We start from the raw sequence: 20,101 nt of genomic DNA, 5'->3' as shown, positions 1-20,101 counted from the left end.
AGCCTTGAGGTCAGCGGGCTACCTGTGGGAGCGGGTTTACCCGCGAAGAGGCCGGCACAGCTTTCAAACGGCTGTCAGACCAACACCCCACCCAAGGCACTGACCAGCTGCGCCAACTGCGGCGACTCCCCGCGCAAGCGCACCGCCAGCCCCTCGATCTCGCGCCGTGGCGGGTACTGCTTGCGCAACTGGTCGAACGCTGCACGCTGCTGCTGCGGGTCGTCGCTGAGGCTGCGGCGGAAATCGGCATCGTCGCGGCGTGGGTCGTACACCGCGCGGCACAGGGTGGCCAAAGCCCAGGCCGGGTCAGTGCTGGCATCCAGCTCGATCTGCGCCAGCGGCGGCCGGGGCAGCAGGTCGGCCAGTTGCACCTGTTCATCCACACCGAGGAAGCGGCACAGCGCCTGGTAGATCTGCGCCGTACCACGCTGGCGGCCGTCGAGGCTGTAGCCGGCAATGTGCGGCGAAGCCAATGTGCACAGGTCGGCCAGTTGCAGGTCGACCTGCGGCTCCCCCTCCCACACATCCAGCACCGCATGCAGGTCTTCGCGGTCCAGCAGCAGTTCGCGCAGGGCGGCGTTGTCCACCACTGGACCACGGCTGGCGTTGACCAGCCAGGCCCCCGGGCGCAACTGCGCCAGCTGCGCCTGGCCCAGCAGGTGCCAGGTCGGGTGCTCGCCGCCACGCTGCAAAGGGGTGTGCAGGCTGATCACATCGCACTGTTGCAGGATGGTCTCGAGGCTGACGTAGTCACCGCCCTCGGCGGCCTGGCGCAGCGGGTCGCATACCAGTACCTTCCAGCCCAGGCCGTGCAGCACCCGCACCAGGCGGCCACCCACCTCACCCGCGCCTACCACGCCATACACACGCTCGGGCAGTGCCACGCCATCCAGTTCCGCCAGGGTCAGCAGGCTGCCCAGCACGTAATCGACCACGCCGCGGGCATTGCAGCCCGGTGCGCTGCTCCAGTGGATGCCGGCCTCGGCAAAGTAGTTCAGGTCGAGGTGGTCGGTGCCGATGGTGCAGGTGCCGACAAAGCGCACGCGGCTGCCTTCGAGCAACTGGCGGTCGACCTTGGTCACCGAGCGCACCAGCAGGATGTCGGCGTCCTTTACGCTGGCGGCATCGAGGCTTCGGCCCGGGTAACGACGGATTTCGCCGAAACCCTGGAAGAAGGCATCGAGCAGCGGGATGTTCTCGTCGGCAACTATCAGCATGGCGCTCTCCTGTCTGGGGAACGCAGTGTAGGCGCAACGCCGGGCGTGTTCCAGAGCGGCTCAGTCGGCTTTCTTGCGGATCCAGTACAGGAAGGTACCGGCGTCTTCCTGCTGCTGCAGCAGTTCGTGGCCGAGGAAGTTGCAGAACTTGGGGATGTCGCGGCGGGTCGAGGGGTCGGTGGCGATGACCTTGAGCAGGCCGCCAGCGGCCAGGTTGCGCACGTGCTGGTGCAGCATCATCACCGGTTCCGGGCAGTTCAGGCCGGTGGCGTCGAGGATGGCGTCGGGGGTGAAATCGGTCATGGGGGACTCCGCAAATGATCGCTATTGTCGCGCATCGCGCGACGTGGTCCAAGCACCGCCTGTGAAGACGCGCCCTGCTCCTGCGCCTGCTCCTGCGCCTGCGCCTGCTCTTGCTCTTGCTCTTGCTCTTGCTCTTGCTCTTGCTCTTGCTCTTGCTCTTGATCTTGATCTTGATCTTCGCGACTTCAGGAGGCCGAGCAGAGGGCTTGCGGAGGGAGGTGACGGGCATGGATGCCCGTCAAGCGCTGAGGCCCCATGGATGGGGCCTGCAGCGCGTCCTCCCGGGAGCAAGACCGGCGCGAGGGGACCCCGGAGCGCAGCGTAGGGGCCGGATGATGGGAGCGCAGCGTTTTTTGGTTACTTTTTGCCGCGTTTGGCAAAAAGTGACTCGCCGTAAGGGCGAAAAGGTGAGTATGCGTCGCCATCGTAAATGGACTATGCGCAAGATCAAGACCGGTACTTTTCCGCTCTTCGCTCTTCGCTCTTCGCTCTTCGCTCTTCGCTCTTCGCTCTTCGCTCTTCGCTTTCAAGCGTGGGCATCAACAACAAGGTCAACATTCATTCTCGAAGGTGGCGCTTATTCACCTTTCCGCCCTTACGGCGGGTCACTTTTTGTCAAACGCGACAAAAAGTAACCAAAAAACGCTGGCTCCTATCATCCGGCCCCTACGCTGCGCTCCGGGGTTCCCTCGCTACGGGCCTGCTCCCGGGAGTACGCGCTGCAGGCCCCATCCATGGGGCCTCAGCGCTTGACGGGCATCCATGCCCGTCACCTCCCTCCGCAGTCCCTTCGCTCGGCCTCCTGAAGTCGCAATCGGCGGCGCCTGAACTATCGCGCGCTTAGAAGCAAAAGCCGAAGCAAGAGCAAGAGCAAGAGCAAGAGCAAGAGCAAGAGCAAAGCGGTTCGCTGTGCTAGCGCGGCTTCAAGTCCAATCGGCGCAGATGGCAGGTCACTTCCTCGCGGTCGTGATACAGCTGCTTGCAAGCAATCGACACCTTGATCTTGCGCGCCTTGAAGGTCGCCTCCATGCGGTCGAGCAGCCGGCGTACTTCGGCATAGCGCTGTTTCATCGGCAGCTTCAGGTTGACCACAGCTTCACGGCACAACCCCTCGCCCAGCCAGGTCTCGATCAGCGAGGTAGTACGCGCCGGCTTCTCGACGATATCGCACACCATCCAGTCCACCGGCTGCTTCGGTTGCCAGGTGAAACCATCGGCCATCAGGTGTTGAACCAACCCGGTGTCCATCAGGCTTTCGGCCATCGGCCCGTTGTCGATGGCGGTCACCAGCATGCCCCGGCGCACCAGCTGGTAGGTCCAGCCACCCGGCGAGGCCCCCAGGTCGACCCCGGTCATGTCATCGCCCAGGCGCTGCTCCCACTGCTCGCGCGGGATGAACTGGTGCCAGGCCTCTTCCAGCTTGAGCGTCGAGCGGCTGGGCGCCTCGCGGGGGAATTTCAGGCGCGGGATGCCCATGGGCCACAGCGCACTGTTGTTGGCCGGGGCAACACCGGCAAATACCCGGCGGCCGCTGATGAAGGTGAGCAGCAGGCGTGGGCGGCTGGGGTCGTCGACCAGGCGGCCGGCCTTTTCCAAAGCCTTGCGCAGCGGCACCTCGAACTTGCGGCAGAAGGTGGACAGTTCCTTGCCTTCGTTGCTGTCCAGCACCTCCAGCCACAGGCTACCGAACACCGGGAACCCGGCCAGGTGCGCCAGCAGCACACTGATGCGATCGCTTTCCGGCAGTTCGACATAACCGCCACGGGCCCACTGCCGCGGGAAAATCAGCTGGTTGAAGCGCAGTTCCCCCATCAACCGCTCGACACCGCCCTCCTCGCTACAGACAAACTCGGCACTGGCACTTTGCGGCTTGCCTTTGGCATAGCCGGCAACACCCAGGCGGGCGGCATGTTCGCTGATTTCGGCGCACACCTCACCCTCGAAACCGGGCCGGCAATGCATGAACAGGGTATTCATCTCTCACTCCACTTCGGCTGGCGCGCCACAGGCGCCGGCAGGGCGGCGATGATAAAGGAAGATCGGAACCTGCGACACGCCCCGCCGGTCCAGAAAAGGGTCAGGTAGCGCAAAGCGGTCTAACCTGACCTTTCAGCCAGGTCCGTGCCGTGCGGATCGATACAGAGCGGTGCCACCGGCAAATCTTGCCAGGCACCGGCGCAGAAGGAGTTGGCAATGCCCTCGCTCGATAGCCTGAATACCCTCAAATCCCTACAGGTCGGCGACCAGACCTACCACTACTTCAGCCTCACCGAAGCCGCCCGCCAACTGGGCGACCTGCAGCGCCTGCCCATGTCGCTGAAGGTGCTGCTGGAAAACCTGCTGCGCTGGGAAGACGGCAAGACCGTCACCGGCGACGACCTGCGCGCCCTCGCCCAATGGCTGGGCGAGCGACGCTCCGACCGCGAGATCCAGTATCGCCCGGCGCGGGTGCTGATGCAGGACTTCACCGGTGTGCCGGCCGTGGTCGACCTGGCCGCCATGCGCGCAGCCATGGCCAAGGCCGGCGGCGACCCGCAGCGGATCAACCCGCTGTCACCCGTGGACCTGGTGATCGACCATTCGGTGATGGTCGACCGCTACGGCACGCCGCAGGCCTTCAGCGAGAACGTCGACATCGAAATGCAGCGCAACGGCGAGCGCTATGCCTTCCTGCGCTGGGGCCAGAGCGCCTTCGACAACTTCCGCGTGGTACCGCCGGGCACCGGCATCTGCCACCAGGTCAACCTCGAATACCTCGGCCGCACCGTCTGGACCCGTGAGGCCGATGGCCGCACCTACGCCTTCCCCGACACCCTGGTCGGTACCGATTCGCACACCACCATGATCAATGGCCTGGGCGTGCTCGGCTGGGGCGTGGGCGGCATCGAAGCGGAGGCAGCCATGCTCGGCCAGCCGGTGTCGATGCTGATCCCCGAAGTGATCGGCTTCAAGCTGACCGGCAAACTGCGCGAAGGCATCACCGCCACCGACCTGGTGCTGACTGTGACGCAGATGCTGCGCAAGAAGGGCGTGGTGGGCAAGTTCGTCGAGTTCTATGGTGATGGCCTGGCCGAGCTGCCCTTGGCCGACCGTGCGACCATCGCCAACATGGCCCCGGAATACGGCGCCACCTGCGGCTTCTTCCCGGTCGACCAGGTGACCCTGGACTACCTGCGCCTGTCCGGCCGCCCCGAGGCGACCGTGCAACTGGTCGAGCAGTACTGCAAAGCCCAGGGCCTGTGGCGGAAGCCCGGCCAGGAGCCACTGTTCAGCGACAGCCTGGCGCTGGACATGCATGAGGTCGAGGCCAGCCTGGCAGGGCCCAAGCGGCCGCAGGACCGGGTAGCCCTGGGCCAGGTCAGCCAGGCCTTCGACCACTTCATCGAACTGCAACCCAAACCGCTGGCCAAAGAGGTCAGCCGCCTGGAAAGCGAAGGTGGCGGCGGCGTGGCGGTGGGCAACGCCGACCAGGCCGGGGAGATCGACTACAGCCATCAAGGCCAGACCCACACCCTGCGCGATGGCGCCGTGGTGATTGCCGCAATCACCTCGTGTACCAACACCTCCAACCCCAGCGTGATGATGGCCGCCGGGCTGGTGGCGAAAAAGGCCCTGGAAAAAGGCCTGCAACGCAAACCCTGGGTCAAGAGCTCGCTGGCGCCGGGCTCCAAGGTGGTCACCGACTACTTCAAGGCCGCCGGGCTCACCACCTATCTGGACCAATTAGGGTTCGATCTGGTCGGCTATGGCTGCACCACCTGCATCGGCAACTCCGGCCCGCTGGATGAAGCGATCGAAAAAGCCATCGGCAGCGCCGACCTCACGGTGGCTTCGGTGTTGTCGGGCAACCGCAACTTCGAAGGCCGCGTGCACCCGCTGGTCAAGACCAACTGGCTGGCCTCGCCGCCGCTGGTGGTGGCCTATGCCCTGGCCGGCAGCGTGCGCCTGGACCTGACCCGCGACCCGTTGGGCACCGGCAAGGATGGCCAGCCGGTGTACCTGCGCGATATCTGGCCCAGCCAGCAGGAAATCGCCGCTGCCGTGGCCAAGGTCGACACGGCGATGTTCCACAAGGAGTACGCCGAGGTGTTCGCCGGCGATGCACAGTGGCAGGCCATTGAGGTACCGCAGGCGGCCACCTACGTGTGGCAGGCCGACTCCACCTATATCCAGCATCCGCCGTTCTTCGACGACATCGGCGGGCCGCCCCCGCAGATCACCGACGTCCAAGGTGCGCGGATCCTGGCGCTGCTGGGTGACTCGGTGACCACCGACCACATTTCCCCGGCCGGCAACATCAAGGCCGACAGCCCGGCCGGGCGCTACCTGCGTGAGCAGGGCGTGGAGCCCCGCGACTTCAACTCCTACGGCTCGCGGCGTGGCAACCATGAAGTGATGATGCGCGGCACCTTCGCCAACATCCGCATCCGCAACGAAATGCTGGCGGGCGAAGAAGGTGGCAACACCCTGCACGTGCCCAGTGGCGAGAAGCTGTCGATCTACGACGCGGCCATGCGCTACCAGCAGGAAGGCACTCCGCTGGTAGTGATCGCCGGCCAGGAATACGGCACCGGCTCGAGCCGCGACTGGGCGGCCAAGGGCACCAACCTGCTGGGGGTCAAGGCGGTACTGGCGGAAAGCTTCGAGCGCATTCACCGCTCCAACCTGGTAGGCATGGGCGTACTGCCGCTGCAGTTCAAGGCCGGACACAACCGCAAGCAACTGGGGCTGACCGGCAAGGAGAAGATCGATGTGCTTGGCTTGAACGGCGCACAGATCCGCCCGGGCATGAGCCTGCCCTTGCGCATCACCCGCGAGGATGGGCAGCAGGAGCAGATCGAGGTGCTGTGCCGGATCGATACCGTGAATGAGGTGGAGTACTTCAAGGCCGGGGGAATTCTGCATTATGTGTTGCGCCAGCTGATTGCTGGTTGAGGCGCGTATGCTTGGGGCTGCTGTACACGCCGATCGCCTGTAGGAGCGGCCTTGTGTCGCGATGGGGCGCGCAGCGGCCCCGCTCGATAGCGGCGGCGAAGCTGAAATCTGGGGCCGCTATGCGGCCCATCGCGACACAAGGCCGCTCCTACAGACGACGCGTAGCGGCCCGTTTCCGTTTACCCGAAAAGGACCACTCGTGCCTCGCTTCCACCTGATCGCACTTTTACTCCTGGCACTCGGCTACACCCTCGCCCTGAGCCAGGGCAACCTCGGCATCACCACCCTGCCCACGTTTCTCGCCCTGCTTGCCAGCGCCTTGCTCGCTCGCCGCCACCAGCGCTGGCAACAAGCCCTCGGCCACACGTTGTTCGTCCTCCTGGCCATCGCCTTGGCATTGCACTGGCTGCCCGGCTTCAACGCTGCCAAGGTCATCGACGGCGTTGTCCTCAGCCCCGGCGCCCTGCCCTTCACGATGTACCTGAACCTGGACAAACCGCTGATCGGCGCCTGGCTGCTGCTGGCCTGCCCTTGGTTGTTCCTGTGGCGTAGCCAGGGCCTGGCGACCAGCCTGCTGTACGCCCTGCCCCTGACCCTGCTTGCCTGCCTGGGAGGCGCCTGGGCAATGGGCATGCTGGGCTGGGCCCCGAAATGGCCCGACCAGGCCTGGCTATGGCTGCTGAACAACCTGCTGCTGGTAAGCCTGACCGAAGAACTGTTGTTCCGCGGTTACATCCAGGCCGGCCTGCAACGGCTGCTGCGCCACCAAGGGCTGGCATTGTTCGCCGCCGCCTTGCTGTTCGGCCTGGCACACCTGGGGGCCGGCTGGCAATGGGTGTACCTGGCCACCCTTGCCGGTATCGGCTACGGCCTGGCGTACCGCTGGGGCGGCGTGGCGGCGGCGGTGCTCTGCCATTTTGGCCTGAACCTGGTGCATTTCACCCTGTTCAGCTATCCGATGCTGGCTCTTGGCTAGCCATTCGGTCATCATTCGACTTATCCGTCATGAAACAGCAGTAAAAACGAAATAATGACGCTAAATTGCTTGAACGTGCTCGTTGGCTAACCCAGATCGACTGATGGCCAGTTGCCACAGGTCAAGCACATTAATTATTCATTCAATAAAACCAGCGGCTTGCCGATACCAGTCGAAAGCCCTGCGGACTATCAACCCATGCGTAACAACCAGCCGATTACCCAGAGAGAACGGACTTTCCCTGCCCAGCAGCGGTTGATCTCCACCACCAATGCCAAAGGTGTGATCACTTACTGCAACGATGCCTTCATCGAGATCAGTGGTTTCACCCGCGAAGAACTGACCGGTGCGCCGCACAACCTGGTGCGCCACCCCGACGTACCGCCAGCGGTGTTTGCCCACATGTGGCAAACCCTCAAGCAGGGCCAGCCGTGGATGGGTATCGTCAAGAACCGCTGCAAGTCCGGCGACCACTACTGGGTCAACGCCTATGTCACGCCGATCTTCGACAACAACCAGGTAGTCGGCTTCGAGTCGGTGCGGGTCAAGCCTACCGCCGAGCAGGTCCGCCGCGCCGAGGCGCTGTACCAGCGCATCAACCAGGGCAAGCCGCCGGTACCACGCCGGGACAAGTGGCTGCCGGTGCTGCAGGACTGGTTGCCGTTCATCCTGATCAGCCAGGTGGGCTTCCTGATCGGCAACTGGCTGGGCCATTCCTGGGGCTTCGCCCTGGCTGCCGGGCTTTCCGTACCGCTGGGCCTGCTGGGCCTGAGCTGGCAGCAACGTGGCCTCAAGCGCCTGCTGCGCCTGGCCGAGCAAACCACCTCCGACCCGCTGATCGCGCAGATGTACACCGACAGCCGGGGCGTGCAGGCGCGCCTGGAAATGGCCATGCTCAGCCAGGACGCGCGCATGAAAACCTGCCTGACCCGCCTGCAGGACAGCGCCGAACACCTCAGCGAACAGGCGCGCCAGTCCGACGAGCTGGCGCACAAGAGTTCTTCGGGCCTGGAGCGCCAGCGGGTGGAGACCGAGCAGGTTGCCGCTGCGGTCAACCAGATGGCCGCCACCACCCAGGAAGTGGCCAACCACGTGCAGCGCACCGCCGATGCCACCCAGGAAGCCAACCGCCTGACCAGCCAGGGCCGGCAGATTGCCGGTGAAACTCGCGAGGCCATCGAACGCCTGTCGGCGGCGGTGGGCGAGACCGGCCAGACGGTGACGCAACTGGCCAAGGACAGCGACGAGATTGGTGGCGTGGTCGATGTGATCAAGGGCATCGCCGACCAGACCAACCTGCTGGCGCTGAACGCGGCCATCGAAGCGGCACGTGCCGGTGAAATGGGCCGAGGCTTTGCCGTGGTGGCCGACGAAGTACGTCAACTGGCCCAGCGCACCGCCGAATCCACCGGGCAGATCCACGGCCTGATCGCCAAGCTGCAACAAACTGCCAGCAATGCCGTGCTGACCATGGAAACCGGCCATCGCCAGGCGCAGGAAGGCGTCGACCGTGTGATGCAGGCCGACGAGGCGCTGGTGGGCATCAGTGAAGCGGTAGCCAACATTACCGACATGGCCACCCAGATTGCTGCGGCGACCGAGGAGCAGACTGCAGTGGCTGACGAGATCAGCCGCAACATCAGCACCATCGCCGACCTGGCCGACCAGACTGCCGAACAGGCCCAGCACTCGGCGCTGCTCAGCGAAGAGCTGACCAGCACGGCGGGTACCCAGTACTCGCTGGTGGAGCGGTTCAACCGCTAGGGCCCTGTAGGAGCGGCCTTGTGTCGCGATGGGCCGCGAAGCGGCCCCAGGAGTTCAGCGGTGATGCAAAGAATGCCGGGGCCGCTTCGCGGCCCATCGCGACACAAGGCCGCTCCTACAACGACCCCGTCCAGACTACCAATCCAGCTGCAAGCAGCTCTCGAAGTAGCGCTCTTCCCCGCTCAGCGGATCTGCAAAGCGCAGGCTCTGCGCCAGCAACTTCAGCGGCCGCTGGTAGTCATCCTCTTCGTTGACCAACTGCGGATAGAACGGGTCATTGCAGATCCCCGCCCCCAATGCCGCCATGTGCACACGCAACTGATGGGTCTTGCCAGTCACTGGCGACAGCCCATAACGCCACAGCTCGCCATTCTTCTCCAGCACTTCGGCCAGGGTTTCGCTGTTGGCCTCCCCCGCTACCTCATGCATGCGGAAAAACGGCTCGCCATGAACCAGGCGGCTTTTGTGCACCAGCGGGAAATCGTGCTGCGGCATGGCCGCGGCAATGGCCTGGTAGCGCTTGTCGATACGCCGTTCGGGGAACAGCCGCTGGTAGGCACTGCGGCTCTGCGGGTTGGCGGAAAACAGTACAAGCCCGGCGGTATGCCGGTCGATACGGTGCAACGGCACCAGATGCGGGTTGTCCAGGCGGCGGATCAGGCGGCGCAGCAAGGTCTGTTCGACGTATTCGCCAGTCGGCGTCACTGGCAGGAAATGCGGCTTGTCGGCTACCACCAGGTGCTCATCCACATGCAGTACGGTCTCCTGCACCGGTATGGGCCGCTCGTTCGGCACCTCACGGAAGTAGTGCAAACGCATACCGCGCTTGTAAGGCAGTTCGGCAGAAACCGCCCGCCCCTCGGCATCCAGTACCCGGCCACGGGCAAAGCGGTCGAGCCACTGGGCGCGGTCGATGGCCTTGAAATGGTCACACAGGCAGTCGAGCACCGTCGCCCAGTTACCGGGGGGCAGGCACACCGTGCTGGCTTGCTGGCGGGCGGGGTCGAAAGGCGTGGTCATGGCAGGGCTCGAAACGTTCACGGCCGCGCATTATCCCCCAAGCCCGCGCCCTCAACCAGCCTGGGCAATGGCCTCGCAGCGCTCCTTCAGCCAGCGCAACACCTGCACCGGCTCCCAGCGCCCAGGGTCGTAGAGGGCATACAGCAACCCCTGGTAGCCCACCACGTCCAGCCCACGGTGGTAGCCGGCACGCTGGAACAGGGCCTCGATCTCGGCGAAACAGGTATTGAAGTGGACCTTGCCGAACGGCGTACGGTCGTCGGTCACCAGGCCTTCGAGGCGCAGTTCCAGAACAGCGTCGGCCACCCGCTCGACGGGCATGCGGTTGACGCTGTACTTGAGTTGCTCGACATTGAGCATGGCTTCACCTCGATACTGTATTTATATACAGCATACGAACATCCCCTTGGCGCCGTCAATGCGCTTCATTGCAGGCCCGGCAGATAGCCGGTGCCTTTGCGGATGGTCAGCACCTGGCGCCGGGGGGCGCTACGCGACACGGCCAGGTGCACCCAGTCATCGAATTCGAGGATCAACTGGTCGAAGGGGATGGCGCTTTCGCTGATCCGGCGCACCACCTCGCGCGGGCTCACTTCAATCACCGTGAAGTCAGCTGCCAGCCCCTGCAGATGCTTGCTCGTCAGCGCCCCGCCAATGCGCTGGTTGACTGCGGGGCTGCGATAGCCGCTGCTGACGATGACTGGTGCACCGAACAGCGCGCGCACCTGCTCCAGTGCATTGCACAGCAACTGCAGGTTGGCACGGGCTTCGGCTGGAGGATTGTTGTCGAGCCCTTCCCTGGCGGCGAGCTGCGAAACGGTCATTTCATCAAGGGTGAAATGGGGGGAAATACGCATGGCTGGGTTCCTGATGACCGGTGAAGGATGCCGGCCTCAACGTGCCGGCAGCGGATCATCACAACGCACCACACTGCATGGAGCAGGGACAGACCTCCCCTTGTGCGATTACTGCGCGAGAAACGCCACCACCTGTTCGGCATCGAACGGCCAGTGCAGCTCGCCGCCATTGTCACAGCGGCGCAGCACCGGAATGATCAGGCCATAGCGTTCGAACAGGGCTTCGTTCTCGGCAATATCGACCAGCTCCACCAGCAGGCCATGGTCGACGAAGGGCATCAGCACGGCCTCGGCCACTTCACACAGGTGGCAGCCGAGGGTGCCGAACAGTTGGCATTCAGGCAGCATGGGGGCAAGTCCGGTTTGGCAGGGAGAAACCTATTCTAGGTCCGTACTGCCGTCCGTGCACCTGACCTGGCTCAATCCTGGCTGGTGGCGCCGATACGGTGCAGCGACAGGTCCGCGCCCTGGAACTCCTGCTCATGGCTCAAGCGCAGCCCGTGCAGCGCGCGGATTGCACCATACACGGCAAAACCGCCGGCCAATGCCACCACCACGCCCATCAGGCTGCCCAGCAACTGGCTGACCAGGCTGACACCGCCCATGCCACCCAGCACCTCCTGGCCGAAGATACCGCAGGCCATGCCACCCCAGACACCGCACAGGCCATGCAACGGCCACACCCCCAGCACATCGTCGATCTTCCAGCGGTTCTGCGCCGCGGTGAAGGTCCAGACGAACAGCGCGCCCGCCACCAGGCCGGTGGCCAGCGCACCAATCGGGTGCATCAGGTCGGAACCGGCACAAACCGCTACCAGCCCGGCCAGCGGCCCGTTATGCAGGAAGCCCGGGTCGTTACGCCCGGCCAGCAAGGCCGACAGGGTGCCACCGACCATGGCCATCAGCGAGTTGATCGCCACCAGGCCGCTGACACCCTGCAAGGTCTGGGCACTCATGACGTTGAAGCCGAACCAGCCGATGATCAGGATCCACGACCCCAATGCCAGGAAGGGAATGCTCGACGGCGCAAACGCCACCAGCCGGCCATCGCGGTAGCGCCCGCGGCGCGCGCCCAGCAGTAGCACCGCCGCCAGCGCCAGCCAACCACCCATGGCATGCACCACCACCGAGCCGGCAAAGTCATGGAACGGCGCGCCGAAGCGTGCCTGCAACCAGGCCTGAACGCCCAGGTTGCCGTTCCACACCACGCCCTCGAAGAACGGGTAGATGAACGCCACGATCAACGCCGTGGCACACAGTTGCGGCACGAAGCGCGCCCGCTCGGCGATACCCCCGGAGATGATCGCAGGGATCGCCGCTGCAAAGGTCAGCAGGAAGAAGCACTTGACCAGCGCATAGCCATGGTCGGCCGCCAGCGCCGCCGCTGGCTGGAAGAAGTTGACGCCGTAGGCGATCCAGTAGCCGATGAAGAAGTACACCAATGCCGAGATAGCGAAGTCGCTGAGAATTTTCGACAAGGCGTTGACCTGGTTCTTGTGGCGCACCGTGCCCACTTCGAGAAAAGCGAAGCCGGCGTGCATGGCCAGCACCAGAATGGCGCCCATGAGAATGAACAGGGTGTTGGAACCGTGGACCAGGGAGTCCATCGCGCTGTGCATGTTTTCCATGAAATAGGCAGACCTGCTGAAAAAGGCACCAGGACAGTTCAAGAACCTGCATCCCTGCACCGAATCGGTGCCAGCCCCCTGCCCTGTTTCGGTGAGCCGGGCGGAGCCTGCGTGGTTTTTTCTTGGGTTTGTCGTGGATTGGGTTAAGGTTTATCGGTATCCGTTGCGCTGGCGCCCCTAATCGGCGCAATACCTGCCTGGGGCGCCCCGCAACGTGGCAAAGCCTTAGCAAGGCCCATACCAGCGCCGGCACTTGAACCTTCCGCGCGTGCTATCACTCGAACTACCAACACTCATCGACAGGGAGACACCCATGGCCAGCAAATCGGCAAAGACTGCACAAGAGATATTGATGGCTGACTTCCAGGCACTGGTCCGCGACACCGAGAAGCTGCTGGCCGACACCGCCAACCTGGCCGGCGACCAGGCTGACGAATTGCGTGAACAGATCCACGAACGCCTGGCCCAGGCCCGCGAAAGCCTGCAGCTGACCCAGGACTCGGTGCGCGAGCGCGGCCAGGCAGCACTGGGCAGTGCCGAACAGTACGTGCAGGAAAAACCATGGCAGGCGATCGGCATTGCCGCTGGCGTCGGCCTGTTGATCGGCCTGCTGGCCAACCGGCGCTAAGGGGTTCCCATGGAGAACGACGCCAACGGCGCCAGCGCCTCGGGCAGGCGCCTGGGCGCGGCTGCCCTGGGGCTGCTGCACAGCCATATCGAACTGTTTGGCATCGAGTTGCAGGAGCAGAAGGGCCGCACCTTGAGCCTGCTGCTGTTCGCCGGCCTGGCCCTGGTATTCGCCCTGCTGCTGCTGACGGCGCTGTCCGGGCTGTTGCTGGTGTTGCTGTGGGACAGCTATCGCCTGGCCGGCATCATCGGCCTGTGCGTGTTCTACGGCATCGCCGCGCTGTATTGCGGCCTGCGTCTGAAGGCAGCAGTGTTCGACGAGTCGTCGCCCTTCGGCGCCACCCTCGAGGAACTTGCCAAGGACCGGGAGCGCCTGTTGCCATGAGCCTGCCAGAACTGCCAAACACCCGAAACCCGCGCGAACTGCGCAAGGCGCTGCTGCGCCTGCGCATGGAAATGCACCGCCAGGAAATCCGCCACGAGTCCGCGCAGTTGCTTGAGCCACTGCGCCGCGTGCGCGGCATGGGCAGCTCGCTGCACGACGGGCTGGGCATCAAGCATGCGCCGCTGTGGGGGATTGGCGCCGTGGTGGCGCTGGGTTTCCTCACCGGCAAGGGCGTGCGCAGCGGCAACCTGGCGCGGCTGTTGCGCCTGGGCACCAGCCTGCTGCCGCTGCTGCGCCTGTACCTGCAAGGCAGCCGCCGCCCCTGAGCGTTTTCCGTCGACTGCACCGACCCTATCGCCGGCAAGCCGGCTCCCACCTCGACCGCATCGGCCTCAAGCCATGTGCAATCCCTGTGGGAGCCGGCTTGCCGGCGATAGGGCCATTACGGGCTTACCCCTTGCGCTGCCCTTCCGGACACCGGAAGCTATACCCCTCGATCCACAGGAGACCGCGCCTTGGACTGGCACACCCTGCTCACCCGCGAACGCCTGGGCAAAGCCCTGTACAGCGCCGATGAACTCGGGCGCAGCCCCTTCCACAAGGACCACGACCGCATCATCTTCTCCGGTGCCTTCCGCCGCCTCGGGCGCAAGACCCAGGTGCACCCGGTTTCCAGCAACGACCATATCCACACACGCCTGACCCACTCGCTGGAAGTCAGCTGCGTCGGCCGCTCGCTGGGCATGCGCGTCGGCGAAACCCTGCGCGACAGCCTGCCGGACTGGTGCGCCCCCAGCGACCTGGGGATGATCGTGCAGTCGGCCTGCCTGGCCCATGACATCGGCAACCCACCGTTCGGCCACTCTGGCGAAGACGCCATCCGCCACTGGTTCCAGCAGGCCGCCGGGCGTGGCTGGCTGGACGACATGAGCGACGACGAGCGCGCCGACTTCCTCAACTTCGAAGGCAACGCCCAAGGCTTTCGCGTACTCACCCAGCTGGAGTACCACCAGTTCGACGGCGGTACCCGGCTGACCTATGCCACCCTCGGCACTTACCTGAAGTACCCGTGGAGCGCACGCCACGCCGACGCCCTGGGCTACAAGAAGCACAAGTTCGGCAGTTACCAGAGTGAACTGCCACTGCTCGAGCAGATCGCCCGCAAGCTCGGCCTGCCGCAACTGGAACACCAGCGCTGGGCGCGCCACCCGCTGGTCTACCTGATGGAGGCTGCGGATGACATCTGCTACGCGCTGATCGACCTGGAAGACGGCCTGGAAATGGAGTTGCTGCAGTACGCCGAAGTCGAAGCGCTGCTGCTCGACCTGGTCGGCGATGACCTGCCGGAAACCTACCGCCAGCTCGGCCCAGGCGACTCCCGGCGGCGCAAGCTGGCGATCCTGCGCGGCAAGGCCATCGAGCACCTGACCAACGCTGCCGCCCGCGCCTTCGTCGAGCAGCAGCAAGCCTTGCTGGCCGGCCAGCTGGCGGGCGACCTGGTCGAACACATGCACGGCCCGGCCAAGCGCTGCGTGCTGCAGGCCAAGGACATGGCACGCAACAAAATCTTCCAGGACAAGCGCAAGACCCTGCACGAGATCGGCGCCTACACCACGCTGGAGATTCTGCTGAACACCTTCTGCGGCGCCGCCCTCGAACAGCACGGCGGACGCACGCCATCGTTCAAGAGCCGCCGGGTACTGGACCTTATCGGCAACAATGCCCCCGACCCACACGGCTCGCTGCACAGCGCCTTCCTGCGCATGATCGACTTCATCGCCGGGATGACCGACAGCTATGCCAGCGAAATGGCCCGGGAAATGACCGGGCGCTCCAGCCCGACCTGAGCCCTGCCGGTGCAGCCCGGGCATTGCCCGAAGCTGCACCGTGTATTGTGGGAAACTTCCTACATATACTGGCAACAAGTTAAACAGCACGAATAAGAATAAATGAAAAGTTACCAATCACGCTTTGACATCGAGTTAAACGCGCCTGTCTCGTAGCCCGTTTTGTTTTATCTTGTAAGCCATTTCCCATATAGGGCTAATAGCCCTTCCTCGCATGCCTGACGACTTCCAACTGCGATAAGGTGCCGCCTGTCACCCTCAATAGCCCGCAGGGAAGTTGAACATGCATTCCATATTTATCGTCGACGACCATCCCGTCATCCGCCTGGCCGTTCGTATGTTGCTGGAAAACCAGAATTACAAGGTTGTCGGCGAGTCGGACAACGGCGTTGACGCCATGCAGATGATTCGCGAAACCGCGCCCGACCTGGTCATCCTCGACATCAGCATCCCCAAGCTGGATGGGCTGGAGGTGCTTGCCCGGTTCCAGGCCATGGCCCTGCCCATGAAGGTGCTGGTACTGACCGCGCAGTCTCCCGCATTGTTTGCCGTACGCTGCATGCACTCGGGTGCTGCAGGCTACGTGTGCAAGCAGGAAGACCTGAGCGAACTGCTCAGTGCAATCAAGGCCGTACTGGCCGGTTACAACTACTTCCCCAGCCAGGCAATCAAGCATGAACAGGCGGTAGATGCCGACTTGCAACTTTTCCGTCAGGTAAATGACCGCGAACTGATGGTACTGCAACTATTCGCCCAAGGCCGCAGCAACAAGGAAATTGCCAAGGGCATGTTCCTCAGCAGCAAGACCGTAAGTACCTACAAGAAGCGCCTCATGCACAAACTTCAGGTCAATACACTGGTCGACCTGATTGAAATGGCCAAACGCAACGCGCTGGTCTGAGGGTAGTCATGGCGCACCTTATCGTTCGCCTGCTGCTCACCCTGCTCCTGTTCAGCGGCGTGGCACAGGCTACCCATCACGAAGCTTCGTCCTATACCTTGCTGGCACGCTCATCGGCCAGGCCGGCACTGCCTGCCCTCACCAGCGAACAACGGCAATGGCTCGAAGGCCGTCAGGAACTGGTGCTGGGTACCTCGGCACCGGACTACCCGCCGTTCGACATCACCAGTGGGGGCCGCGACTACCAGGGCCTTACCGCCGAGTACGCGAGCCTGATCGGCAAGGCCCTGCAGTTGCCCGTGCGAGTGCTGCGCTTTACCAGCCGGCAAGCGGCGGTGGAGGCGCTCCGGCAGGGCGACATCGACCTGCTTGGCAGCTCCAATGGCTACGAAGCGGCCAGCGATGGCCTGGCCCTGTCGCACCCCTATGCCATCGACCAACCGGTGCTGGTAACGCGCGAGGACGAAAGCCGGGCGCTGGACATGGGCCTGGCTGGCATGCGCCTGGGCATGCTCTACCACTACCTGCCCCGGCAGGAGGTGAAAAGCGCCTACCCCAAGGCCGAGCTGCTGGCCTTCGGCTCATCCAGCCAGGCCCTGAGTGCCGTGGCGTTCGGCCAGGCCGACGTGTTCATCGGCGATACCATTTCCACCCACTACCAGCTCAATCGCGGCCACCTGCCGCGCTTGCGCATGGCCAGTTTCGGCAAGCACGAAGCCATCGGCTTCGGTTTTGCCCTGCGCCACGAGGACAGGGTGCTGATGGAGATGGTGAACGCCACCCTGGACAGACAGACCTCGGCCATACGCGCCAGTATCTTCAAGCGCTGGAGCGCCGGTAGCGACCTGCTGCTGACCGACCGCAAGCTGCAACTGACCGACACCGAAGAACAATGGCTGAAGGACCACCCGGTGATGCGTGTGGCAATCGATGACACCGCTGCACCGGTCTCCTATTTCGATGGCTCGGGGCATTTTCGCGGCATCACCGCCGACCTGCTCGAGCTCCTTCGCCTGCGCACCGGCTTGCGTTTCGAAGTGCAGCGCGCCAGCGGCCTTGCCGACATGATTGCCCGCCTCAAGGATGGCCGCGCCGATGTCATCGCCGCACTGGCCACCGGCGGGGTGAACGAAGACGACCTGCAAATCAGCCAGCCCTACCTGGAAAGCGCCTATGTGCTGGTCAGCCGCAAGGACAAACAACCCTTCACCTCGCTGGAACAGCTGCAGGGTCATCGCATCGCCATTACCCGCTACAGCGCCATGGACGCCATGCTGTCGCGGCACTATCCGCAAATCGGCTGGGTCGAGACCGAAAGTTCGTTCTATTCCATGGCGTTGCTCAACAGCGGTGCCGTCGATGCGGTGATCACCACCCTGATCGACGCCAACCACGCGCTGGCCGGCAACCCCGAACTGGTCATCCGGGCTACCGTCGGCAGCGAACCCGCCAACTTCGCCATGGCCACCAGCGCCCCGTCACAGGCGCTGGTGTCGATCCTCGACAAGGCGCTGCTGAGCATCTCGCCGGAAGAACTGGGGGTCATCAACAACCGCTGGCGCGGCTTCAGCCTGCACGAGGATGGCAACGACCAGGGCTACCGCCGGCTGGCGATTCAGGTGGTACTGGGCACCGCCGTGCTGTTGCTGCTGGCCTTGCTGTGGAATGCCCGCCTGCGCCTGCAGATTCGCCAGCGGCAACGCGCCGAACGGGCGCTGAACGACCAGTTGGCGTTCATGCGCGCCCTGCTCAACGGCACGCCCCACCCCATGTACGTGCGTGACCGCGAGGGCCGCCTGCAAAGCTGCAACTACAGCTATCTGGAAGCCGTGCAGGCCCGCTCCGAAGAGGTCATCGGCAAGAACCTGGAGGGGAGCCTGTTCGCCGATTTCGAGCAGACCCGGCAGATCCACGCCGACTACCTGAAGGTGATGGCCGAAGGCTCGCCACTGATCATGGACCGGCCACTACGGATCCAGGGCCGGGAGATGACCATCTACCACTGGATCCTGCCGTACCGCGACTCACTGGGTGAGGTGCAAGGCATCATCGGTGGCTGGATCGACATCAGCGAGCGCCGCCATCTGGTCATGGAGCTGCGCCAGGCCAAGCAGCAGGCCGACGATGCGAACCGCGCCAAAAGCACGTTCCTGGCCACCATCAGCCACGAAATCCGCACCCCGATGAATGCGGTCATCGGCATGCTCGAACTGGCAGTCAAGCGTGCCGACCAAGGCCGGGTAGACCGTTGCGCGCTGGAACTGGCCCACCACTCGGCCAAGGACCTGCTGGGCCTGATCGGCGATATCCTCGACATCGTGCGCATCGAGTCGGGGCACTTGTCCCTCGCCCCGGAGGCCGTCGACCTGGCGGCCCTGGTCGAATCGGTGGGGCGCATTTTCGAAGGCCAGGCGCGGCAGAAAGGCCTGGCCCTGGAGGTGATGATCGCACCGGCCGCACGCTGCCATGCCCTGCTCGACCCCCTGCGTTTCAAGCAGGTCCTGTCCAACCTGGTGAGCAACGCCATCAAGTTCACCGAGCATGGCCAGGTGCGCATCTGCGTCGGCCTGGTGGACGACGGCAGCACTACCCCCGCCGTGCTGGAGCTGGAAGTGCGCGACAGTGGCATCGGTATCCATGCCGACGACCTGCAACGCCTGTTCAACCCGTTCATCCAGGCCAACCCGCATAGCCAGAGCGCCCGCGCGGGTACCGGGCTGGGCCTGGCCATCTGTCGCAACCTGTGCGAAATGATGGGCGGCAGCCTGACCATCAAGAGCCTGGAGGATGTCGGCACCCAGGTGCGCCTGAAAATGCCGCTGCAGCGGGTTGACGCTGCGGCGCAGCCGGCCCCGCTGATCGAGAACCTCGATGTGCCCGACCCACGGCTGAACGTGCTGGTGATCGACGACCACCCGGCCAACCTGCAACTGATGGCACAGCAGCTTGGCTACCTGGGGCTGGAGCACACCAGCGCCCGCGACGGTCGCGAAGGCCTGGCCACCTGGCGGGCGGGCGACTTCGATGTGCTGGTGCTCGACTGCAACATGCCGCACATGAACGGCTACCAGCTGGCCACCGCCGTGCGTACCGAGGAACGCCATGGCAAGCGGCCGCGCTGCACCATTCTCGGCTACACCGCCAACGCACAGCCGGAGGTACGCCGAAAGTGCCTGAGCGCCGGCATGGACGACTGCCTGCTCAAGCCCATCAGCCTGGGCACGCTCAGCCAGCGCCTGGCCGGCATCCGCCCGCGCCGCCAGCACAAACCGCGGCGCAAGCTGTACCACCTGGACGGCCTGGCCACAGTGGTCGGGCATGACCCGAACGACCGCCGGCGCTTCCTGCAGGCGTTGCAGCAGAGCCTGCAGGCCGACCTGGCCACCTTGATGGCATTGCATCCGCAGCACGACAGCGGTGCCATTGCCGAACAGGCGCACAAGGTGCTCAGCGCCGCGCGGATGCTGGAAGCCCCCGCGCTGATGAAAGCCTGCGAAGCCCTGGAGGCAAGCGACTTGCCTCCCGACCAGTTACGCCTGCGGCGCCAGGCACTGGCGCGGCATATGTGCCGGGTAGAACGTGCCCTGGCCAAGGAACTGGCCACAGGTACCTGCACACAGGCAGGCAGCCAGGCGTGTTAA

General features: G+C 64.4%; 17 protein-coding genes. 9 read left to right on the top strand and 8 right to left on the bottom strand.

What is annotated here, in order from left to right; genetic code table 11:
- Positions 1-74: 74 nt before the first annotated feature.
- The 3 genes from pdxB to rlmM form a co-directional block, all read right to left on the bottom strand.
- The gene (gene pdxB / locus ABNP31_RS08015; protein ID WP_025338308.1) at positions 75-1,217 is read right to left on the bottom strand and encodes a 4-phosphoerythronate dehydrogenase PdxB; all 1,143 of its coding nucleotides are present in this window, start codon (positions 1,215-1,217) and stop codon (positions 75-77) included.
- A 60-nt stretch (positions 1,218-1,277) separates the two neighbouring features.
- Positions 1,278-1,520 carry a sulfurtransferase TusA gene (gene tusA, locus ABNP31_RS08010; RefSeq protein ID WP_003248727.1) on the bottom strand — a complete coding sequence of 81 codons (243 nt, stop codon included), beginning with the start codon at positions 1,518-1,520 and terminating at the stop codon, positions 1,278-1,280.
- Positions 1,521-2,432: 912 nt separating this feature from the next.
- Positions 2,433-3,497 (bottom strand): 23S rRNA (cytidine(2498)-2'-O)-methyltransferase RlmM, encoded by a 1,065-nt coding sequence (gene rlmM / locus ABNP31_RS08005; protein WP_025338306.1) that lies wholly within the window; start codon positions 3,495-3,497, stop codon positions 2,433-2,435.
- 216 nt (positions 3,498-3,713) lie between these two features.
- Between rlmM and acnA the strand changes: the two genes are divergently transcribed.
- The 3 genes from acnA to ABNP31_RS07990 all read left to right on the top strand — a co-directional run bounded on the left by acnA (position 3,714) and on the right by ABNP31_RS07990 (position 9,195).
- Entirely contained in the window at positions 3,714-6,455 is a 2,742-nt protein-coding gene (gene acnA, locus ABNP31_RS08000; RefSeq protein WP_350013172.1) for an aconitate hydratase AcnA, read from the top strand.
- A 199-nt stretch (positions 6,456-6,654) separates the two neighbouring features.
- Positions 6,655-7,431 (top strand): CPBP family intramembrane glutamic endopeptidase, encoded by a 777-nt coding sequence (locus ABNP31_RS07995; protein ID WP_350013171.1) that lies wholly within the window; start codon positions 6,655-6,657, stop codon positions 7,429-7,431.
- Between the two features lie 198 nt (positions 7,432-7,629).
- Entirely contained in the window at positions 7,630-9,195 is a 1,566-nt protein-coding gene (locus ABNP31_RS07990) for a methyl-accepting chemotaxis protein (RefSeq protein WP_025338303.1), read from the top strand.
- 135 nt (positions 9,196-9,330) lie between these two features.
- Here ABNP31_RS07990 and ABNP31_RS07985 read toward each other — a convergent pair whose 3' ends face one another.
- The 5 genes from ABNP31_RS07985 to ABNP31_RS07965 form a co-directional block, all read right to left on the bottom strand.
- Positions 9,331-10,215 (bottom strand): pseudouridine synthase, encoded by an 885-nt coding sequence (locus tag ABNP31_RS07985; protein WP_350013170.1) that lies wholly within the window; start codon positions 10,213-10,215, stop codon positions 9,331-9,333.
- Between the two features lie 51 nt (positions 10,216-10,266).
- Entirely contained in the window at positions 10,267-10,575 is a 309-nt protein-coding gene (locus ABNP31_RS07980) for a hypothetical protein (protein ID WP_004376097.1), read from the bottom strand.
- A gap of 65 nt (positions 10,576-10,640) precedes the next feature.
- Positions 10,641-11,072, bottom strand: a complete 432-nt coding sequence (locus ABNP31_RS07975; protein ID WP_085664995.1) for a D-Ala-D-Ala carboxypeptidase family metallohydrolase — start codon at positions 11,070-11,072, stop codon at positions 10,641-10,643.
- A gap of 108 nt (positions 11,073-11,180) precedes the next feature.
- Complete coding sequence (locus tag ABNP31_RS07970; RefSeq protein WP_019096182.1) at positions 11,181-11,420, bottom strand: glutaredoxin family protein; 240 nt, start codon at positions 11,418-11,420, stop codon at positions 11,181-11,183.
- 71 nt (positions 11,421-11,491) lie between these two features.
- Positions 11,492-12,700, bottom strand: coding sequence for an ammonium transporter (locus ABNP31_RS07965; protein ID WP_025338299.1), 1,209 nt, complete (start codon positions 12,698-12,700; stop codon positions 11,492-11,494).
- 313 nt (positions 12,701-13,013) lie between these two features.
- Between ABNP31_RS07965 and ABNP31_RS07960 the strand changes: the two genes are divergently transcribed.
- The 6 genes from ABNP31_RS07960 to ABNP31_RS07935 all read left to right on the top strand — a co-directional run bounded on the left by ABNP31_RS07960 (position 13,014) and on the right by ABNP31_RS07935 (position 20,101).
- Positions 13,014-13,328: a DUF883 family protein gene (locus tag ABNP31_RS07960; protein ID WP_075044200.1), complete on the top strand. Its 315-nt coding sequence runs from the start codon at positions 13,014-13,016 to the stop codon at positions 13,326-13,328.
- Positions 13,329-13,337: 9 nt separating this feature from the next.
- Positions 13,338-13,712, top strand: a complete 375-nt coding sequence (locus ABNP31_RS07955; protein WP_025338297.1) for a phage holin family protein — start codon at positions 13,338-13,340, stop codon at positions 13,710-13,712.
- Positions 13,709-14,038: a hypothetical protein gene (locus ABNP31_RS07950; RefSeq protein WP_013971682.1), complete on the top strand. Its 330-nt coding sequence runs from the start codon at positions 13,709-13,711 to the stop codon at positions 14,036-14,038. The genes ABNP31_RS07955 and ABNP31_RS07950 overlap by 4 nt, the downstream gene beginning before the upstream one ends.
- Before the next feature lie 189 nt (positions 14,039-14,227).
- Positions 14,228-15,559 (top strand): deoxyguanosinetriphosphate triphosphohydrolase, encoded by a 1,332-nt coding sequence (locus ABNP31_RS07945; protein ID WP_013971681.1) that lies wholly within the window; start codon positions 14,228-14,230, stop codon positions 15,557-15,559.
- A gap of 283 nt (positions 15,560-15,842) precedes the next feature.
- Positions 15,843-16,460 (top strand): response regulator transcription factor, encoded by a 618-nt coding sequence (locus ABNP31_RS07940; RefSeq protein WP_085617198.1) that lies wholly within the window; start codon positions 15,843-15,845, stop codon positions 16,458-16,460.
- Positions 16,461-16,468: 8 nt separating this feature from the next.
- Complete coding sequence (locus tag ABNP31_RS07935; RefSeq protein ID WP_085617196.1) at positions 16,469-20,101, top strand: ATP-binding protein; 3,633 nt, start codon at positions 16,469-16,471, stop codon at positions 20,099-20,101.

The organism is Pseudomonas asiatica (genome assembly GCF_040214835.1).
GTDB classification, from domain to species: Bacteria; Pseudomonadota; Gammaproteobacteria; order Pseudomonadales; family Pseudomonadaceae; genus Aquipseudomonas; species Aquipseudomonas putida_Z.
This window is presented reverse-complemented; position numbering and strand designations above follow the sequence as displayed.